The organism is Alishewanella sp. HL-SH06, from assembly GCF_052656265.1.
Genome location: NZ_CP199752.1, coordinates 1,389,857 through 1,408,785, shown reverse-complemented (window position 1 = coordinate 1,408,785; position 18,929 = coordinate 1,389,857). Strand labels below are relative to the sequence as shown.

16 protein-coding genes and 1 riboswitch are annotated in these 18,929 nt (G+C 47.0%); of the genes, 7 read left to right on the top strand and 9 right to left on the bottom strand.

The window, feature by feature from the left end:
• Positions 1-54 precede the first annotated feature (54 nt).
• From ACUJFK_RS06550 to ACUJFK_RS06535, 4 genes are all read left to right on the top strand, one after another.
• Positions 55-1,017, top strand: coding sequence for a magnesium transporter CorA family protein (locus tag ACUJFK_RS06550; RefSeq protein WP_445426402.1), 963 nt, complete (start codon positions 55-57; stop codon positions 1,015-1,017).
• Positions 1,018-1,029: 12 nt separating this feature from the next.
• Positions 1,030-2,379 (top strand): magnesium transporter, encoded by a 1,350-nt coding sequence (gene mgtE, locus ACUJFK_RS06545; protein WP_445426401.1) that lies wholly within the window; start codon positions 1,030-1,032, stop codon positions 2,377-2,379.
• 88 nt (positions 2,380-2,467) lie between these two features.
• A complete protein-coding gene (rimK, locus tag ACUJFK_RS06540; protein ID WP_445426400.1) occupies positions 2,468-3,385 on the top strand; it encodes a 30S ribosomal protein S6--L-glutamate ligase in 918 nt (305 codons plus the stop codon).
• Positions 3,385-4,437 (top strand): succinylglutamate desuccinylase/aspartoacylase family protein, encoded by a 1,053-nt coding sequence (locus tag ACUJFK_RS06535; protein ID WP_226749853.1) that lies wholly within the window; start codon positions 3,385-3,387, stop codon positions 4,435-4,437. Before rimK ends, ACUJFK_RS06535 begins: the two co-directional genes overlap by 1 nt.
• A gap of 48 nt (positions 4,438-4,485) precedes the next feature.
• Here ACUJFK_RS06535 and ACUJFK_RS06530 read toward each other — a convergent pair whose 3' ends face one another.
• From ACUJFK_RS06530 to ACUJFK_RS06515, 4 genes are all read right to left on the bottom strand, one after another.
• Complete coding sequence (locus ACUJFK_RS06530; RefSeq protein ID WP_226749852.1) at positions 4,486-5,184, bottom strand: DUF2884 family protein; 699 nt, start codon at positions 5,182-5,184, stop codon at positions 4,486-4,488.
• Between the two features lie 165 nt (positions 5,185-5,349).
• A complete protein-coding gene (locus ACUJFK_RS06525; RefSeq protein WP_445426399.1) occupies positions 5,350-6,999 on the bottom strand; it encodes a DUF342 domain-containing protein in 1,650 nt (549 codons plus the stop codon).
• Between the two features lie 108 nt (positions 7,000-7,107).
• A complete protein-coding gene (locus tag ACUJFK_RS06520; protein WP_226749850.1) occupies positions 7,108-7,443 on the bottom strand; it encodes a hypothetical protein in 336 nt (111 codons plus the stop codon).
• Positions 7,444-7,501: 58 nt separating this feature from the next.
• On the bottom strand, positions 7,502-8,167 hold the full coding sequence (locus ACUJFK_RS06515; RefSeq protein ID WP_306176888.1) for a DUF2982 domain-containing protein: 666 nt from the start codon (positions 8,165-8,167) through the stop codon (positions 7,502-7,504).
• Positions 8,168-8,387: 220 nt separating this feature from the next.
• Here ACUJFK_RS06515 and ACUJFK_RS06510 point away from each other — a divergent pair, with 220 nt between their 5' ends.
• Both ACUJFK_RS06510 and ACUJFK_RS06505 read left to right on the top strand, forming a co-directional pair.
• On the top strand, positions 8,388-9,443 hold the full coding sequence (locus tag ACUJFK_RS06510) for an efflux RND transporter periplasmic adaptor subunit (RefSeq protein WP_445426398.1): 1,056 nt from the start codon (positions 8,388-8,390) through the stop codon (positions 9,441-9,443).
• 2 nt (positions 9,444-9,445) lie between these two features.
• A complete protein-coding gene (locus ACUJFK_RS06505) occupies positions 9,446-12,571 on the top strand; it encodes an efflux RND transporter permease subunit (RefSeq protein ID WP_226749847.1) in 3,126 nt (1,041 codons plus the stop codon).
• Between the two features lie 254 nt (positions 12,572-12,825).
• On the opposite strand, the gene ACUJFK_RS06500 is transcribed toward ACUJFK_RS06505, so the two are convergent.
• From ACUJFK_RS06500 to ACUJFK_RS06490, 3 genes are all read right to left on the bottom strand, one after another.
• On the bottom strand, positions 12,826-13,884 hold the full coding sequence (locus tag ACUJFK_RS06500; RefSeq protein WP_445426397.1) for an alpha/beta hydrolase family protein: 1,059 nt from the start codon (positions 13,882-13,884) through the stop codon (positions 12,826-12,828).
• Positions 13,885-13,972: 88 nt separating this feature from the next.
• Positions 13,973-14,683 (bottom strand): SDR family NAD(P)-dependent oxidoreductase, encoded by a 711-nt coding sequence (locus ACUJFK_RS06495; RefSeq protein ID WP_445426396.1) that lies wholly within the window; start codon positions 14,681-14,683, stop codon positions 13,973-13,975.
• A complete protein-coding gene (locus ACUJFK_RS06490; RefSeq protein ID WP_445426395.1) occupies positions 14,676-15,653 on the bottom strand; it encodes an NAD(P)/FAD-dependent oxidoreductase in 978 nt (325 codons plus the stop codon). Before ACUJFK_RS06490 ends, ACUJFK_RS06495 begins: the two co-directional genes overlap by 8 nt.
• Before the next feature lie 86 nt (positions 15,654-15,739).
• On the opposite strand from ACUJFK_RS06490, the gene msrA reads away from it, so the two are divergent.
• Positions 15,740-16,273 (top strand): peptide-methionine (S)-S-oxide reductase MsrA, encoded by a 534-nt coding sequence (msrA, locus tag ACUJFK_RS06485; protein ID WP_226749843.1) that lies wholly within the window; start codon positions 15,740-15,742, stop codon positions 16,271-16,273.
• A gap of 87 nt (positions 16,274-16,360) precedes the next feature.
• On the opposite strand, the gene ACUJFK_RS06480 is transcribed toward msrA, so the two are convergent.
• A complete protein-coding gene (locus ACUJFK_RS06480) occupies positions 16,361-18,133 on the bottom strand; it encodes a TonB-dependent receptor domain-containing protein (protein ID WP_445426394.1) in 1,773 nt (590 codons plus the stop codon).
• Between the two features lie 36 nt (positions 18,134-18,169).
• A riboswitch (cobalamin riboswitch) is annotated at positions 18,170-18,369 on the bottom strand.
• A gap of 76 nt (positions 18,370-18,445) precedes the next feature.
• Positions 18,446-18,928 carry a YajQ family cyclic di-GMP-binding protein gene (locus ACUJFK_RS06475; RefSeq protein ID WP_445426393.1) on the bottom strand — a complete coding sequence of 161 codons (483 nt, stop codon included), beginning with the start codon at positions 18,926-18,928 and terminating at the stop codon, positions 18,446-18,448.
• Position 18,929 lies beyond the last annotated feature (1 nt).

The window sequence follows — 18,929 nt, the reverse complement described above, 5'->3', positions numbered from 1 at the left end:
AACACGCCTTGATGTGTTGGGCAGAATTAAAAACAAAAACCAATAAGGTCCTGCATGATTACATTATGTTTTTTTGATCACGAATCGACTACTTGGCAACAACGAAAGTTAAAAGCCTTATCTGATGGCTTTCAATTTACCAGCCCGATCTGGATCGATTTATCTGAGGCGAGTAGTGAAGAAGAGCTGCATGTCATGCAGAAATTGGCGATTGCGCCGACCATGTTAGAAGATTTTACACGTCAGCGTCACCCGCCTAAGTTTGAAGCCCAAGACGACTTTTCTTTACTGATTTTAAGGGGTTATGCCGATCCCGACTTTAGCGAGCTGACCGAAAGCGCACAGGTTAATGTGTTATTTTCTCGCGATATTCTGATCAGTAAAATTCAGTGTCACGATCCCTTACTCACCAGCCAATTACAACCGCAATTAGCGGAGAAAAAAAATGCCACCGTCAGCGATTGGGTTAAGCAAGTTATCCTTGCTATATCGGCGAGCTACTTAGGTAAGCTGCTGATTTTTGAGGACGAATTAAGTGAACTCGAAGATGTTATGCTGCAAAAAGGTGACGATGAACTGATGTCCACCATGATGCGCTACCGATCGGTATTACGCAAAGTCAGTCGCAACTTGGCTTACCAAAAAGATATTTTTGCCGAAGCCAGTTACGAAGAGCTGCATCCAATGAGTAAAATGTTTCTTAGCACCGATGTGCGTGACTTTTATGAAAAATTTGAACGACTGCACTCCATGACCGACATGTATTATGATCAGCTTAGCGACTTAGTGCATGGCTATATGTCGACAACGTCACATCAAATTAACGAACGCATGAAAGTATTAACCATGGTCAGCACGATTTTTATTCCCTTAACCTTTATTGCCGGCATTTATGGGATGAATTTTGCTAATATGCCAGAATTAATGTACAAAAACGGTTATTTTATTGCTTTAATCGTGATGTTTTTTGTCGGGCTGGGTAGTCTAATCTGGTTTAAGTTCAAGAATTGGTGGTAACAAGGAGTCTGTATGGTAGAGAGCCAACATCTTGATATTGAAGAAATTGTCCGTGACAGTTTCGATGAAGACGAATTAAATCAGCTGCTGACTCGGCTAACTGAATTAGAACCGTCTGAGCTGGCGTTAGCGTTAGAGTCTATGCCGCTAGAGCAGCGGTTAAACTGTTGGCTCGGCTTAGCGGCAGAAGATCAAGTTAGTGCCTTAACCCATATGCGGGTCGATGCGCGAGAGAACATTTTCAAACAACTCGATGATCAACAACTGCGTACCCTCGTTGAGGAAATGGAAGTTGATGATTTACTTGAGTTATTGGAAGAATTGCCCCCTCGCCTTTACGATTACGCCTGCTCACGCCTGGACGCCAGTCAACGCCGTTGGCTTGAGATCGCTTTAACCTATGATGAAGATCAGTGTGGTCGTTATGCCGATCATGACTTACTCATCTTAAATAAAAATGCGCGTGTGCGTGATGCCATTCGGCTGTTTCAAAGTCTGCCTGAAGACGCTGAATACCAAGAAACCTTATTTGTGATTGACCGCACCGGCCGCTATGCCGGACAAGTCTCCGCCAGTCGCTTGCTGGGTCGCGGTAGCCATTTGCCGATTGAAAGCTTTATTGATAATGAAGCCCCGGTCGTTGATGGTCAGTTAGATTTAGACCAAGGCTCAGATATGGTCTCTCGCTCTGGATATACCGCCCTAGCGGTCGTCTCTGCCGAGGGTAAATTATTGGGCCGCTTATCTATTGGTGAAGCATTAGAAAATGTGAGGCGCAGCTTAGAAAGCCAATTCATGCACACCGCCGGTTTAGATGAAGAAGAAGATTTATTCGCACCGGTCTTCATTAGTGCCAAACGCCGCGCTGTGTGGCTCGGCATTAATTTACTTACCGCATTTTTAGCTGCTTGGACTATCGGTTTATTTGAGGCGACATTACAAGAAGTGGTCGCCCTAGCCGTGCTGATGCCTATTGTCGCCAGTATGGGCGGCATTGCGGGCAGTCAAACGCTTACGCTGATGATCCGCGGCTTGGCGCTCGAACAAATTACTGAACAAACCTATGTTGCGCTGTTGCGCAAAGAGATTGGCGTTGCCGCATTAAATGGCTTGCTTTGGTCAATCGTCATCGCGGTGATCACCTTCTTTTGGTTTGGTAGCTGGCTGATTGGCGGCATCATTGGTGTGGCGATTATTATTAATATTATTATTGCGGCTATCTGCGGTGTCTTTATTCCTCGCTGGTTAGATAAACTGGAAATTGATCCGGCCTTATCGGGTTCAGTTATTTTGACCACCGTGACCGATGTCGTCGGTTTTTTTGCATTCCTAGGGCTGGGTTCGCTATTTTTACTGGCATAATAGCCTGCCGAATTCCTGACAATCGATCGATTGTCAGTCCCCTGGTGTTTAGTGTCTGCGCCAACCTGGCGAGCAGGCAGGAGCCTTTATGAAAATAGCGATTTTGTCGCGTAACGCTGAGCTGTATTCCACCAAACGATTGGTAGAAGCCGCTACTCACGCTGGCCATGAGGTCAGAGTGCTCGACCCGTTAATGTGTTATATGAACATTAACCGCAGTAATTCCTCGATTCACTACAAAGGTGATGTGCTCGAGCGCTTTGACGCGGTTATCCCACGCATTGGTGCTTCAATTACCTTTTATGGCACCGCAGTACTGCGCCAATTTGAGATGATGGGCGTGTACTCGCTAAATGAATCAGTCGCCATTGGTCGCGCACGCGATAAATTACGCTCACTACAATTATTAGCACGCCAAGGTATTGGTTTACCGATCACGGGCTTTGCGGATAAGCCCGGTGATATTCCCGATTTAATTGACATGGTCGGCGGAGCGCCGCTGGTCATTAAACTGTTAGAGGGGACCCAAGGTATTGGCGTGGTGTTAGCCGAAACCCGCACCGCGGCAGAAAGCGTGATTGATGCCTTTATGGGCTTAAATGCGCATATCCTGGTACAAGAATACATTCGCGAAGCGAACGGTGCCGATATACGCTGTTTCGTGGTGGGCGATAAAATCGTGGCCTCGATGAAACGCCAAGCTAAAGCCGGCGAGTTTCGTTCAAACTTACATCGTGGCGGCAGTGCCACGAAGATCACCCTTACGCCAGAAGAGCGTAAAACCGCCTTAGCGGCATCGCAAACCATGGGTTTAGATGTAGCGGGTGTTGATTTACTGCGCTCTAATCATGGTCCGGTGGTCATGGAAGTCAATAGCTCACCGGGGTTAGAAGGCATCGAAACCACCACCGAAAAAGATGTGGCCGGCATGATCATTCGCTATCTAGAGAAAAAGGTTGCAAGCCATCAAAGCAAAAAACCATTAAAAACCAAAGGCACCGGCTAATGAGTACAACTCGTCCCCCTTTTATGCTGGCTAATACCTATATCGCTGCAGGTGAACGCGCGGTAGTGGATATTCCTTTTGGTAAGCTTTATACCCACACAGAACTGAATATCGGCGCGCATGTGGTGCATGGCCGCCAAGATGGGCCAGTGTTGTTAATCACGGCGGCCCTGCATGGTGATGAAATAAACGGGGTCGAGATCTGTCGACGTTTGCTTAAACTGCCAAGGTTAAGTCGACTCAAAGGCACCTTAATCGTCGTGCCAATCGTCAACACCTATGGCTTTGTGCAGCAATCACGTTACCTGCCCGATCGGCGCGATCTTAATCGCAGTTTCCCCGGCAGTGAAAAAGGCTCGCTGGGTAGTCGCATGGCATTCCAATTTACCAATCAAGTGCTGTCAAAGTGCAGCCATGCCATCGATTTGCACACGGGGGCCATCCATCGGGCAAACCTGCCACAAGTTCGCGCCAGCGCCAAAGATAAAATGGCGCTGCGCATGGCAGAGAGCTTTAACGCACCGATTATCGTCAAAGCCGCTACACGTGATGGCACCATGCGCGGCACGGCCAATAATATGGGCATTCCCATTTTGTTATATGAAGCGGGTGAAGCACTGCGCTTCGACGAGCAATCGATTAAAATCGGCGTGCGTGGCATTGTTAACGTGATGCAAGATCTTGGTATGCTGAGTCGCTTAAAACGCGGCAAAAAAACAGACTCACTGTTTACTAAAAAAAGTAGCTGGGTGAGAGCTGAGCACGATGGTATCGCCCGCTACTATGTCAGCCTAGGACAAACGGTACAGCAAGGTGATTTACTGGCTCATATTTACTCACCCTACTCTGATTTTGAAGTGGCTATTCATGCCACCTTAGCGGGAGTGGTGATTGGCCGCAATAACTTACCGCTAGTCAATGAAGGTGAGGCATTGTTTCATATTGCCGAAGTCAGCTCATTGGAAGAAGCGGAAAAGACGCTGGATGCAATCAGTGATGAAGTCGATAACTCGATGCCGGTATCGCTGCAAGATGAGTATGGCGTGGTATAAGCGCCATGACAGCGCCAGAGGTAAATAGTCCGTCTAAAGCACACACGGCTATTCGGGCTTTTCAACCACCACATCAAACTGCGCTAGGCTGGCAATACGCTTTTGCAGTTTTGATTCAATATGGTCCAGCTCGCGCATGCGTTGGCAAAACAGGGCTGATTTCGCTTCAAGCTCGACCATTTTTTCGTCCATACCCAAGGTGATCTTTTCCATCAATTGATTCACAGACTGCCAATCTTGAGTTTCGGCCCGCTCAAAGTTGTTATCTGATTGACGTAACGCATCGCGCAATGCGCCCCACACAGCACCGACAGTGCGCCGCGCTAAGCTGGTTAACTGCGGTTTGAGTTCACGATTAAGAAAGTTGTCTAACTCGTTCAAGCTTTGCGGCGCCAGATAAAAGTGGTCGCCACTGCGCACAAAACGCGATAAAAATTGAAAGGTAGTTTCACGGATCAGCGCGCGCCACTCGTCTTGCTGAGATTGACTACCCACGCCAGCTAACATGGCTTCGATACTGGATAACCCCACTTCAACACCATCGACGGCTAAGCTGACAATCTCAGGCACGAACTTACGTAAACCTTCGGCATATTGCTGCAGTAAGCGCTGTTCTTCTTCACTGAGTGTTTGCAACTCACCGCGCACAAACAATTGCTGATCATGATTGATTTGCACATGCGTACGATTGTTTTGCATCATTCGAATATGCTCAGGCGAGATTAATACGCCATAACGAAATGCCATATTACAATTGGCTGCAGCCGGAAAACAAAATAATAACAGCAAAACGAGAAGTAAAGGCACCGCAAAAGCTCAGTTATTGAATTGAGGTATAGCATAGAAAAAAAACAGACAATTTACACGACCTAATAACGCAAAGTAGCTCCAGCTGGTCGCATTGCGGCTATGTTACAAAGGTTCAATCAGCGGACGCCCCTCACTGATCTTAATTCGAGAAGGGCTATGCTCACGTCGGGTACGCACACTCTGTGGTCCAAACTGCACTTCAACGGCAGAAAATAACTGCTGCGTAACCTTAATTTCTAATGTTTGCAAAATGTTTTGGCGCTGCTCTTCAAGAGCTTTTACTTCAGTGATCAAGGCTTTAACCAACTCTCGTTGTTGCTGAAAATCCAATTCAAACATTTGTAATTGCGGATCACCTTTACCGGCGGACGCTTTACGCAGTTGCTCAATTTGTGCTTTGCACTCTTCAAGCTCATGTCGACTCAACACTAACTGCTCTCGAAGTAAACGTTGTTGTTCCAATAAAGGCGTAATTAAACGGTTCAATTGGATCATCACCGGACTATTCGACGGCGAGCCGAGCTGACCGCAGCTAAGACCATTTGCCAGCAGATAATGCCCCCCGACAATTTTGCCGTTAATTTTATCCTCACTACCTGCCAATACTGTTTTAGCTTCGACCTTGCAGTGCATTAAGTATTTACTGGCGAAGAGTGACCCCTGACAATTTAATTCAGAGTACTGTGCTAACGCGCAATGAATATCGCCCTTAGCTTTAACAACCGTTGTAAAATGCTGATCGCCTTCGCTGATTTGATGACCAATAATAGAACCATCAATCACCACATCACCACCGGCTTCGATCAATTCTCCTTCAACAACACCTTTGATATAAACATTGCCACCTGCCAGCACTTTCATTCCAGCAGAAACGTTACCGGTGATCACCACTGATCCTTTAAAAATGATATGACCCGATCCTAAATCGACTTGTGAAGTATTAAAAACGTCATCTACGGTCGCACCATGTTCAATTGAGCGAGGTAAGCCATCTTGTTTTGCCAGCAATAGGTTGGGGTCATTGCTACTTAGCGCTACGCCACTGCCAAATTGCCACTCGATAACCTTACCAGGTTCAGCCGGCATTTTTTCGCCGGTCACCGTATAGCCCGCCTCACCTAGCGTGGGGGGTAAGCGGCGCATCAAAGGATCGCCGGCAACAACAGAAGGGACACTACCAAAATCACGCAAGTCCACTTTATGAATTGAATCGACCTGTGGTCGCTTACGTCTTACCACCATGTCAGGAATTAATGGGTCAAAACGGGAATTCAAACCATTCTTAGCCAGTCTGCCGGTAGCAATTTCTGCCTGTAGCTGAACACCAGGCTCAGCCTGACTGCTGGTTTGGATTAATTGTATAATCTGTTCTTTTTGAAAGCCAAAGACAATACCAGCCTCTTGCGCCGCTTTTACCAATGCATTGGCAGCCAATGGTGCGCCGCCATAAGCCGCAGTAACGGTCGCTATAGCTAACATTTTGTCTTCAGATAATTGAAAGGTCACTGTTGCTGGGCGTTTTTCAGCAACTGGATAAACCAGCTCTTCACTATTTTCAAGCAAAGTCTGTTTTTCTACTTGTTTACACAAGGGAGCGTATTCGGCTAGCAAGGCGTCGATTTGTGCTTGCAGCACAAAACAACGGCCATAACCTGCGTCTATTAATGCTTTGCGGATCAGTTCAGCACTGATAGCAGTAGCAGACACCGGCACTTTTATTATTATTTTAAGTTTGTGCTCAGTAAATTGCATAAGTAACCCGTTATCTCAGGTTAAAGGTAAAGCAAAAGGAACCATGACACGATCTAACAATAACATTAACCCTATATAAAGCAGGGTTTCAGGGTGTAATGGAGCGCTTTAGATATAATTATCCTGGTGTAAACGAATAAACATATCGGTGTCTTTTTTGGTGTAATCAACTTTATATTCTTTGTTATTTAACGCTTGAATAAACAACAATGTTTTTGTTTCACCAAATACATCAACACTGGAAACATCCACCAGCTCCATGTACTGCTCTTTAGCTTCTAATCGACTGTCTGGCACTTCATCTTCAAACACCTTAACGCCATGACGAGTGACGATCAGCGTTGGGTTGTTATCATCATTGATGATAATCAAATCCAACTTCTTGTTTTTATGAATAATGGTGTTACGGCCACTCACCAAAAATGCTTTGTCATAACTGCTCATTTTAACCCTGCCAGCTAACTTTAAATGGGTGTATTATTATACACCACGGCACAAGTGTCTAGTTATCATCAGGATGCAGTTGTTGCAGTCGTAGCCGATTAATATCCTGACACCATTTACGCACAGTAGCAGGTTCTGCGTTAACAGGCACTAACAATTCAAAGCCACAAGCCGCCGTAATACGCTGCATGCGTTGGGCAAAAATCGCTTTAACACCATCATAATGCTGCTTGCTAGTAGTAAAATGATCTTTCTCACGCAGTAACTCAGTCGCGCACTGGCCAATACTACAACTTTGCTTGATGGCTTCTAAAAAAATAGGCCGTTGCTCAGTCATAATTTTCACGGCTAAACGTAACGGCAGTTTTGCTAACACCGCATCGTAATCTGTTACTTTAAAACCAATAAATGCCAAATCTTCGCCGCCAATACTTGGCACAGCACTGTAACTAAAGGCTTGCCATGGCAACAGCCAGCTGCCGGCACGATGATGATAATGCACGCCCAGTTCATCACAATCGATACTGTATTTGGGCTCGGCTAATTTTGCCCAAGCAATAAAAATCCCCATAAAACTGGCTATATACGCCACCGCTAGCAACCAATTAAATTGTTCCGCCAATAATAAGGTATAGATAAAAAGCACAAACAATGTGCCAATACTTAGCAGCAACAGTTTGGCCCCGCCACTACTGGCTGAACCAGCAAGCGATAATTTGCTCATTATGCTCTCCCCTTTCCCGTATTCTTTGCTTTATAGTCTGCCAGTGTTTGTTTGGTTTAAGCCAGCTAAAACTATATTTCAGCCACAATAACGGTTGAGATTTTCCGAAACATCGTTCTGATACGACCAAGTGTAGTCAGATTGCGATAATAGGGAATCTGACCGGTCGATAATTCCATACAATAGCCAAGATGATTTTTCTTAACGTTCCGGAGTTCCCTTGGCGCAATTACATTCACGATTAATATGGTTCATTTTGTTAGCATTACTGTGTTTTGTTGGCTTTTTGTTCTGGCAATCCGGACAAGTTCAAGACAGCGGACGTGGACCTAGCGGCGCGGTTTCGGTTAAAACGGCCCAGGTTGAAAGACATGAAATGAGTCGCGAAGTCGGCGCCATAGGCACCGGTATTGCCAACAACTCCATTCAACTCATTGCGCCAAGTAGCGAATTCTTAATAGAACTCAACGTCAGTGAAGGCAAAAAAGTTAATAAAGGCGAAATCATTGCCAAACTCAGTGACATTCAGCAAAAAGCCCGTGTGGCGGAGTTAAAAGCCGTGTTAGTAGAACAATCTCGGCAGTTGGATCGTTTGAAGAACTTAGCTAAAACCCAAGCCACCGCCCAATCGATGCTGGATGAACAACAAAGCCGCGTAAACAGCACGCAAGCGCAACTGGACATCGCCAGCAAGCAGCTGAACGATATGACCATCCGTGCGCCTTTCAGCGGTTTTTTAGGTTTACGCCAAGTTAGCCAAGGGGCTTACATCAATGCTGGCACTGTGATTACTAGCCTTGATGATATGCAAACGCTACGCGTGCAATTTAGTGTGGCAGAACGCTTTCTTTCAGAAGTGGCCTTAGGTATGCCCTTAACTGTGACTAACGTAGCTTATCAGGACGAAACCTTCAGCGGCAAAGTCTCGGCCATTGATACGCGTTTAGATCCGGTCACGCGCTCGGTCACCGTGCATGGTGAAATTGACAACGCAAGCTTAAAACTGCGCCCAGGGATGTTATTGTCTGTACGTTTGCAACTTGAAAACCGTGAAGTACTGCGTATTTCTGAAAAAGCCTTAGTACCGCAGCAAAACCGGCAATATGTCTATGTGGTCGATGCGGATAACAAAGTGATGCAAAAAGAAATCGAAATTGGCCAGCGCATTCCAGGTTGGGTAGAGATCTTGTCTGGGTTACGAGAAGGCGATGAAGTGATTGTTGAAGGCGTACAAAAGGTTCGCAACGGCATTACCATCAATAAAGTTGGAGGTTAAGGATGTGGTTATCAGATACCTCCGTTAAGCGACCGGTTTTTGCCACCGTTATTAACATCTTGTTAGTGATTTTCGGTATCGTTTGCTTCAGCATGCTGCCGCTGCGCGAATACCCTGATATCGACTCACCGGTAGTCAGCATCAATACCAATTACCCGGGTGCTTCTGCTGAAATTGTTGAAAGTAAGATCACGCAGTTGCTTGAAGATCGCATCAGCGGTGTTGAGGGCATCAAAAATATAAACTCCAGTAGCCGCAATGGCCGCTCAAGTATCACCATTGAATTTAACGTTGAACGTGATATTGATGCCGCCGCTAATGATGTGCGTGAGCGCGTGTCTCGGGCACTGAACAACCTTCCAGATCAAGCTGATCCACCAGAAGTATTCAAAGCAAACTCAGACGAAGATACCATTGCCTGGTTTGTCTTAAACAGCGAAAACATGACCACGCTGGAATTAACTGATTATGCTAACCGTTATATTGCTGAGCGTTTTTCAGTGGTAGATGGCGTGGCCCGTTTGCAATTCGGTGGCTCACGCGATTACGCCATGCGTATCTGGTTAGACCGCGATGCAATGGCGGCGCGTGGTGTCACAGTGCAAGATGTTGAATCTATTTTACGTGCTGAAAACGTCGAATTACCCGCCGGTAATATCAAATCTTTTGACCGTGATTTTACTGTGCGCGTGGTACGCTCTTTCCGCTCGCAACAAGATTTTGAACGCTTAGTAGTCAAACGCGGTGCCAATAATTACTTAGTGCGTTTATCAGAAATTGCCGATGTTAGCTTGGCCGCTGAAGATGAAGAAGGTGAATTTCGCAGCGACGGTAAAAACATTCTCGGTATCGGCATTATTAAACAATCTAAAGCTAATACCCTGGAAGTGGTTCGCAATGCCCGCGCGGAAATGGAAAAGATTAAAGTCAATCTCCCGGCAGGCATGACCATTGAGCCAGGCTATGATTCTTCGGTGTTTATTTCGGAGTCTATTAAAGAGGTGTACAACACCTTAGGTATCGCCATGGGCATGGTTATTTTAGTGATATTCCTGTTCTTGGGTAATATCCGTGCCACCTTTATCCCAGCGATTACCGTCCCGGTTGCCCTAGTCTCGGCGGTTACCGTGCTCTATGCATTAGATTTTTCAATTAACTTGCTGACCTTGCTAGCCATGGTGCTGTCTATTGGCTTAGTCGTTGATGACTCTATAGTCGTTTTAGAAAATATTTATCGGCGGATTGAGCAAGGTGAAGCGCCGTTACTGGCAGCCTATCGAGGTGCGCGCGAAGTTGGCTTTGCTGTGGTGGCAACCACGCTAGTATTGATCTCGGTGTTTGTACCACTTGTCTTTATGCAAGGTGAGCTAGGTAAACTCTTTACCGAGTTTGCGTTGGCGGTGGCCGCGGCAGTGGCCTTTTCCAGTGTGGTCGCACTCACCTTATCACCGATGCTTTGCAGCAAAATATTGTCGCATCGCAAACGTGAAAGTAGATTTGGCACTTGGTTACACAAGGCATTTGCCAAGCTAGAAAGCGCCTACCAACGTCAACTTGCCGTAGTGTGCACCAAGCGTTGGCCGGTTTTGGTGGTGGTCACGTTATGTTTTGTCGCCAGTGTGCAATTAGTCAGAATGCTGCCAAGCGAGCTCGCGCCGCAAGAAGATCGCGGAACTTTCTTCGTGATGATGAGCCCCGCCGAAGGGGCAAGTTATCAAAGCAACAGCCGCAATATGCGCTTAATTGAAGATATTTTAACGCCTTACTATGAGGATGGGCAGCTGACTCGGATGCTATTGCGCGTCCCTGGTTGGGGTAACAGCGGTGGTATCGCCATTGTTGGTACTGAAAACTGGTATAACGGCAAACGCAAGACACAAGATTTACTAACGGAAATAGGCAGCAAAGTAAACGAACTGCCTGACGTGCGAGCTTTTACGTTTATGCGTAGTGGCTTAGGCGGCGGTGGCGGCGGTAATCGTCCAATACAGTTCGTTATTCAAGGCAATACCTATGAAGAGCTAGCGCAATGGCGTGACATTATTCTGGCTAAAGCCGCTGAAAACCCGAACTTACTCATGCTGGATCACGATTATAAAGAAACCGTACCGCAGATCTTAGTTGATATCGACATCGATCGCGCCGGTGATTTAGGCGTGTCGGTAGGTGCCATTGGCCGCTCACTGGAAGCGATGCTCGGTGGCCGCCGCGTCACCACCTTCTTAGACCGTGGTCGTGAATACGATGTGATTATCGAAGGTTTAGATGATGACTTCCGCGCGCCAACTAAAATCAGTAACGTTTATATTCGCTCGGATCGTAGCAACGAGTTAATTCCTTTAGATAACTTAGTGACGCTGCGTGAAGAAGCCACAGCTTCCAGCCTAAACCGTTACAACCGGATGCGGTCGATTACCATCACCGGTAGTATGGCGGATGGTTATAGCTTGGGCGAAGCACTGGAGTATCTGCAAAATATCGTCAAAACGGATATCAATGACACTGTGGGCGTTGACTATAAAGGCGAGTCGTTACTCTTTCAAGAAAGTGGCCGCTCTACGGCGCTGGTTTTCGTGCTAGCACTGGTTATCACTTATTTGGTATTAGCCGCACAATTTGAAAGCTTTATACACCCTCTGGTGATCATGGTTACCGTGCCTCTTGGCTTAGTCGGAGCCTTGTCAGGCCTTTACTTTGCAGGCATGACGCTGAACATCTATAGCCAAATTGGTTTAGTGATGCTGATCGGTTTAGTGGCGAAGAACGGTATTTTGATTGTGGAATTTGCTAACCAACTACGCGATGCCGGAGTAGCATTTGAAGATTCGGTAAAACGTGCCGCAGCGCAACGTTTGCGCCCAATCGTGATGACTGCCTTTACTACGGTAATGAGTAGCTTACCGCTGGTATTGGCAACCGGCCCTGGCTCTGAAAGCCGCATGGTTATCGGTATGGTGATATTAGCCGGCGTTGCCTTAGCAACCTTGTTAACCATCTATGTGGTACCGGTGGTCTATATTGCTATTGCACGCAATACAGGTTCACCACGCTCGATTAGTCGTAAGCTAGAAGAACTCGAATTAGCTGCACCTGATGAGCATGCCGCTGACGAGGTAGTGCCAAAATAAGGCCTAACTGCAGCTGATTGATCACAAACGGGAGCTTAAGGCTCCCGTTTTTATTGGCTGAATGGCTTACTTAACATGTCGCGTTCATCCGTTAACTTAGTCGCGCCATGCATTAAACACCAGGGTTAAAACAGTATTGTCAGCCGGTTATTCCTGTGTCCGTTGTGCGATAGAAAGAGCTGAAACATGAAGGGATAATTGCATTGAGATATCATTAAGCCGCGTAATACCACGCGGCCTTCGCTAGCAACGCCTTAGCGTAGCGCAACCCTATCCGAACGTATAAAGTTTGCTAACACGGGTTGATGCTGCTGCGCCCATTGCCGTAATTCACGATCATCGCCGCTAGTAATTTGCGCGATAAACGCGCTTGATAGCGCTTGTGTAGCCGCTTTAATCACATGCTGCTGAGGCACAGAGTCACCACTACGACGCCAATTGGTAAAAATATTATGACTGCCGGCACTGAACACCGCCAATACTTTGTATTGACTGCCAATAGCGTAATACAGCTCAAGCCGATCTTGTGGTGCAGAGTAAAAACCCGGCACAGTAATTTCATCTTCGGTAGTGGTGATGTGCAGCGTTGGGATCCTAACATCAGATAGTACCTGAGACAGCGGCTGGTTATTGTAAAAAGGCGGGGCTGAAATCAAAATGGCCGCCGTGATCCGTTCATCCTTTAGGCTGACCAAACGGCCATTTTGCTTCACCTGTGCTCCACTTAATAGCATAGCGGTGTTAGCACCATAAGAATGTCCAGCCATCACAATATGCTGCGGATCAAACTGCCCGGCATACTCTGAGGCTAAAATGTGATCTAAAGCGAATTTCACATCCTCTACCCGAGCCAGTGCTTCCGTATCATCGGCCGCATCCATTAATCGAAAGGGTAATAATAAACGGCTACCTCGCCACACTTTGCGGTCGCTGCCAACATGCTGTAAATGCAAACTCGCAAAACCTTGGCTTGCCCAATATTGCCCCAGATAAGCATAACGCTCTTTGGAGCCGCCCAAACCATGTGAGAAAACGATTAAGGCTTTTGCTTGTTGTGCTGCTGTAGGTTTAAACAATAATGCCGGCACACTGCGATCACGAGCCGGGTCCAGCCATTCAAAGCTGATTTGTTCAACATCACGCGACAAATTTTCAGCAACACTCAGTGCTTGTTGTACTGAGGGTAAACTCAACTGTTGCTGCCAAGCCACATTGTTGATCGGCTGTTTTTGTGAACAGGCCGTTAGCGTTAAGAGTAAGAGTCCAAGGCAACTGCCCAGTGTTAAGGCTTGATGCTTGCTGAAAAAAAGCATAGGGATCCTCATGCTTGAAATGATGATAAGTTCAGCTAAAGACTGTCATAGTGCAGACCAGCGACATGGCACATAAAAAACCTAAGCTCTAATAAGGTAGCGCTTGCCCATCCCAATTGAGTAATTGGCCTGATTGCTCTGGGTTTAAGCCCGCGATAACCGGCAATAAACGCTCCGCGGTGGCATGCGCGCTTTGTAACTGCCCTTCAGGTAAATTTCGCTGAAATGGCGCAGATAGCGCCGTATCCGTGGTGCCGGGATGTAAACTCACTAAACTGGCCGTTTTGTTATAACGCGCCAATTCAATACTGGTTGTTTTCACCAACATATTCAGCGCCGCCTTGCTCATCCGATAGCTGTACCAGCCCCCTAACTGATTATCCGTAATACTGCCCACTTTGGCACTGAGCACGGCTAACTTGATATTCGGCAGTTTTTGGATAAAAGGAAACAAAGCCTGTAAATACAGTGCCGGACTCATAATATTAACCTGAAAACTTTGCTGCATCGCTAGAGCGCTCAGTTGCCGGATGGTTTTCTCTGGCTGCATACTATCGCCGTGCAACCAACCTTGACATAACATGATAGCCGTAACCGGTTGACTAAAGATAGTCGTCAATACCGATGCCGTCTCAGGCGCATCGGCCTGCGGCAGTGTATACCACGCCAGATTTGCTACTTTTTCAGTTAGCGGTTGTCGGCTGATTGCCGACACTTGCTTGCCTTGTACCAGTAACTGGTCAACAAAGGCACGGCCAATACCGCCGCTTGCACCAATAATGAGCCAATGTTCAACCATGCTGGATCCTCTGAGCTAATTCATAACCACTTAGCCAGGCATTTTCAACCCGACCACCACGTGTCCAATCGCCCGCTAACCATAAACCCGGCGCTATTGCATCTTGGAAATTACTATCTGGCATCTGCTGTTGCTGGGCATACAGCCACCGATGACATAACGCACTATTGACTGAAATACTGTCATTAGCCAAGCCTAAAATTTCGCATAAGGCATGCTGAGCTTGTTGCTGCCAAAAAACAGCATCTTGCTCTAAATGCTGTTGGCTAAACTCAGGCGTAAAATGCACCAGCCAATTTTCAGCCACAGAGCGCCCGGGCTTACTGTTTTGCCGACTGATCCAACTGACACCCAATGCCTGCTCCTTAACAAAAATACCACCGGCGGCATGTTGCGTAGCCTTACTTAGTTGTAAACTCACGGCCCAGCAAGGTTGTAATAAATGGGTGGGTAACGTCACCGTTAATGGCGGAGGTAATAATGTGGCAGCTTGTGCCGGCGGGATCGCCAGTATTACCTGAGCAAAGGGCCCAAACTGCTCCGCGTGCTCGTTTTGAATAAACCAGCCCTCTGCCGTATGTGTTATGGTGCTGACACGGCAGTTAAAGTGGCATTCTAGGGTGTCGGCCATCGCGCGCAGTGGGCTGTGCATCGCCGGCGTACCAATGAAGCGTTGCTCAGCATCGGGGGAAGCTGCTAATTGCCCAGCACGATATTGATACATGGGTGCTAACCAACGATTGACCACACCTTGCTTTAACCACTGTGCAACTTGCTGCTGAAATAAGGGTTGCCGCGCCGTAAAATATTGGGCGCCGAGATCTAAATAGCCTTCGGCACTGCGCTTACTGCTCATGCGGCCACCGGCGCCGCGCGCTTTATCGAATATCGCAACCTGTTGTCCCGCTTGTTGCAGCGCAAAGGCACAACTTAACCCGGCCATTCCGGCACCAATTACTGCCAACGTCATTATTACTCCGGCGTGTTATAATCTATTAAGCTTTACATTACGTATGAGTCGACAGTCACGATCAGCCGTTGATGCAAGGAGAAGAGATGAGTACACAGATTGCCACGTTCGGCGCAGGCTGCTTTTGGTGTTTAGAAGCAGCGTTAAATGAAGTCTCCGGTGTACACGCGGCCATTAGTGGTTACATGGGAGGTCATACTCTCAATCCTGATTATCAAAGCATCTGCACCGGTGAAACCGGCCACGCGGAAGTGGTACAAGTGAGTTATGACGATAGCCAGATCAGTTTTAAACAGCTATGCCAACTGTTTTTTAGTTTACATAACCCTACCCAACTTAACCGCCAAGGCAATGATGTCGGCACTCAGTACCGCAGCGTTATTTTTAGCCATAACGCGGAGCAAGCAGCCGAAGCCGCGGCGATAATAAGCGAGCTTGAACAACAACAGCTATTTGAACAACCCATTGTGACTGAAATCAGCCCGGCCAGTGTGTTTTATCCAGCAGAAAGTTATCATCAAGGTTATTATTTGCAAAACCCACAGCAAGGCTACTGTCATTGGGTCATTTCACCGAAAATGTCGAAATTTCGCAGCCAATTTCAGCACCTATTAAAATAAATCCAGCGCTGACTGCAGCCTAGTGATTACAACCTAGGTAGCAAATGCAGCGCTGGTTTTTTTCTTTAGCGTTTAATCACTAGGCGTTTAAGGCAATTTATATTGCAGGCTTAAACCAAAGTTTACGCCGGCAGTTTCATAACCCGAACTGGTTTGATAATGTTTATCAAACAGGTTATCCACCTTAGCACTTAACGATAAAGCTGGGGATAATGCAAAGCTACCGCCCACGCCAAACACAGTAAAGCCACCTAGATATGCTCTGCTGGCATACTCACCTTGATAGGTATCGCTTTGGTAATCCGCCGTCACAAATCCCGATAACTGCTGCCATTGTTGCGTCAAGCGCCAATTCACATTGTGCTCAGGTCGGCGGGCTAACCGTTGCCCAGTCAAGGTGTTTTCAGTGTCCAACCAGCTATAACTGATTGTTTGCTCTAAAGAATCCCAACGCAGATCAACACTGAGTTCCACGCCAGAAATTTTGGCACGTTCAATGTTTTGTGGTGTGTAGGTCGCAAAATCAAACTGGATAAGATTGTCAACATCTTGCTTAAACCAAGCTAACTGCAACGTGGCGGCCGCTAACTGATAACTCAGCGCAATTTCATCAGAAATGCTACTTTCTGGCTGTAAATCAGGGTTAGCACTGCCGGGATAGTATAAGTCGTTAAAAGTTGGTGCTTTAAAAGCCGAACCCCGACTGACTCTAAGCTGCAAAGCATCCGTCATATCGTACCCAGCGGCTAACTGCCACGTCGTGTTACCACCGTATTGCTCGGTCAGATCGCGGCGTACCGCACCGTCTAAGCGCAGCGCTGATGCAGCATATTGTAATCCAGCAAAGGCGGCACGATTAATTCGATTATCTTTAACATAGGCTACGCCTGAGCGCGCTACGCTCTCTTGATACCAGTTCACGCCCGCTAAACCCGATAGGCTATCTGTCAATGCAGTGGCTGCTTGATAGTTAAATTCATCGCGTTCAGTCACATATGGGCTTTGCGAAACAGGCCCATAAGTCGTGTCATCATCCAGCGTTCGACTGAATTGTGCTTGATGTTGCCATGATCCTTGCTGATGTTCCCAGCCCAACAAATAACTGCGGTTTAACGTTTCAGCTTGATCTTCACTGCCCCAGGCCGTATCAAACTGATAAAAACCGGAATTAACATCTACCTGACCACGCCAAAGACCCAATCGGGTTTGATAAGCTGCCACCAGTTTAGCAAAACGTTGTTGGTAACCATCTCGATCGTTATCTAAATCGGTACGCACATTAAAACCATCGGCCCGGCTATACCCTGCACTAGCACTCAGAGTCAGATCGCCATGATGTTGACTCGCATTAATACCAGCACCAGCCTGCCCATAACTGCCAACATCCGCAGTTAATTCCACGCCACTGGCTTGACGAGTGGTAATAGCAATTACCCCAGCTAAGGCGTCAGCACCATACCATGCCGCTCGAGGGCCACGGATCACTTCTATTCGTTCAATTAACGCTAAGGGCAACATCGATAAGGTTTTATAACCCAAGGTGGCAGAGCCACTGCGCACGCCGTCAATCAATACGAGCGTATGGCCATTATTCCCGCCACGCAAATACAAACCGCTATTTTGGCCACGGCCACCGTCACGAGAAATAGTAATACCGGGTAATTGCGCTAATAAAGCAGGTAAATCACTGGCTTGACGAGCCTCAATATCTGCACGATCTAGCACAGAAACACTGGCTAACACTTCGGAAGTGGCTACAGGGGTGCGATTAGCGTAAACACTGATATGTTCGACCGCGTCAGTCGCGGATACAGCAGTAGGCACGGCTGACAACAGCAGCGCCCAAGAAGGTTTAAACATAGATACTCCAGCAATGTGCCCACCGCACATTTCTTTGGTTTGAAGGACTTTTAGGCCGGTCTCCAGGCTAACAACCTGCTGACGCGAGTATTTCGCCTTCCCATCTTGCGACAGTGGCGGATGAAATACTTTAAGTTGCTTACCGTTGCGGGGGCAGCTCTGGTTTTACACCAGATTCCCGTTTAACTTGGTCGATGACATTAAAAAGCCGCGACCAAGCACCTAAAAAAGCGGCGGCTCTATCAAGAGCCGCCGCAAGTTTACGCTGAATCAGCGCCAAGTCAATAGACTTCTAGAAGTCTTAACTGCAAATCAATCGCGAAAGTTGGTAAATTGAAAAGCTTGCTCTAATTCAGCTGCACGCACCGCCGCAATCGCTTCTTGTAAATCATCGCGCTTTTTACCAGTAACGCGCACTTGATCGCCTTGAATAGCGGCTTGCACTTTTAACTTATTGTCTTTAATTAATTTAACCAACTTTTTCGCCATATCCGTTTCGATACCTTGGCGCAGCGATAAGGCTAAACAGTAAGTTTTACCCGAGTGCACTACATCGCCTTCTTTAAAAGAGCGCACATCTAGATTGCGTTTCACCGCTTTGGCAAAAAAGATTTCGAGCATTTGCTGTAACTGAAACTCTGCCTCAGCCACCATGTTAATTTGTTTATCTTTGAGGGTAAATTCAGCATTTACGCCGCGAAAATCAAAACGCGTTTGTAATTCACGGTTAGCATTATCGACCGCATTTAGTACTTCTTGCTGGTCGACTTCAGAAACTATATCAAAAGCGGGCATC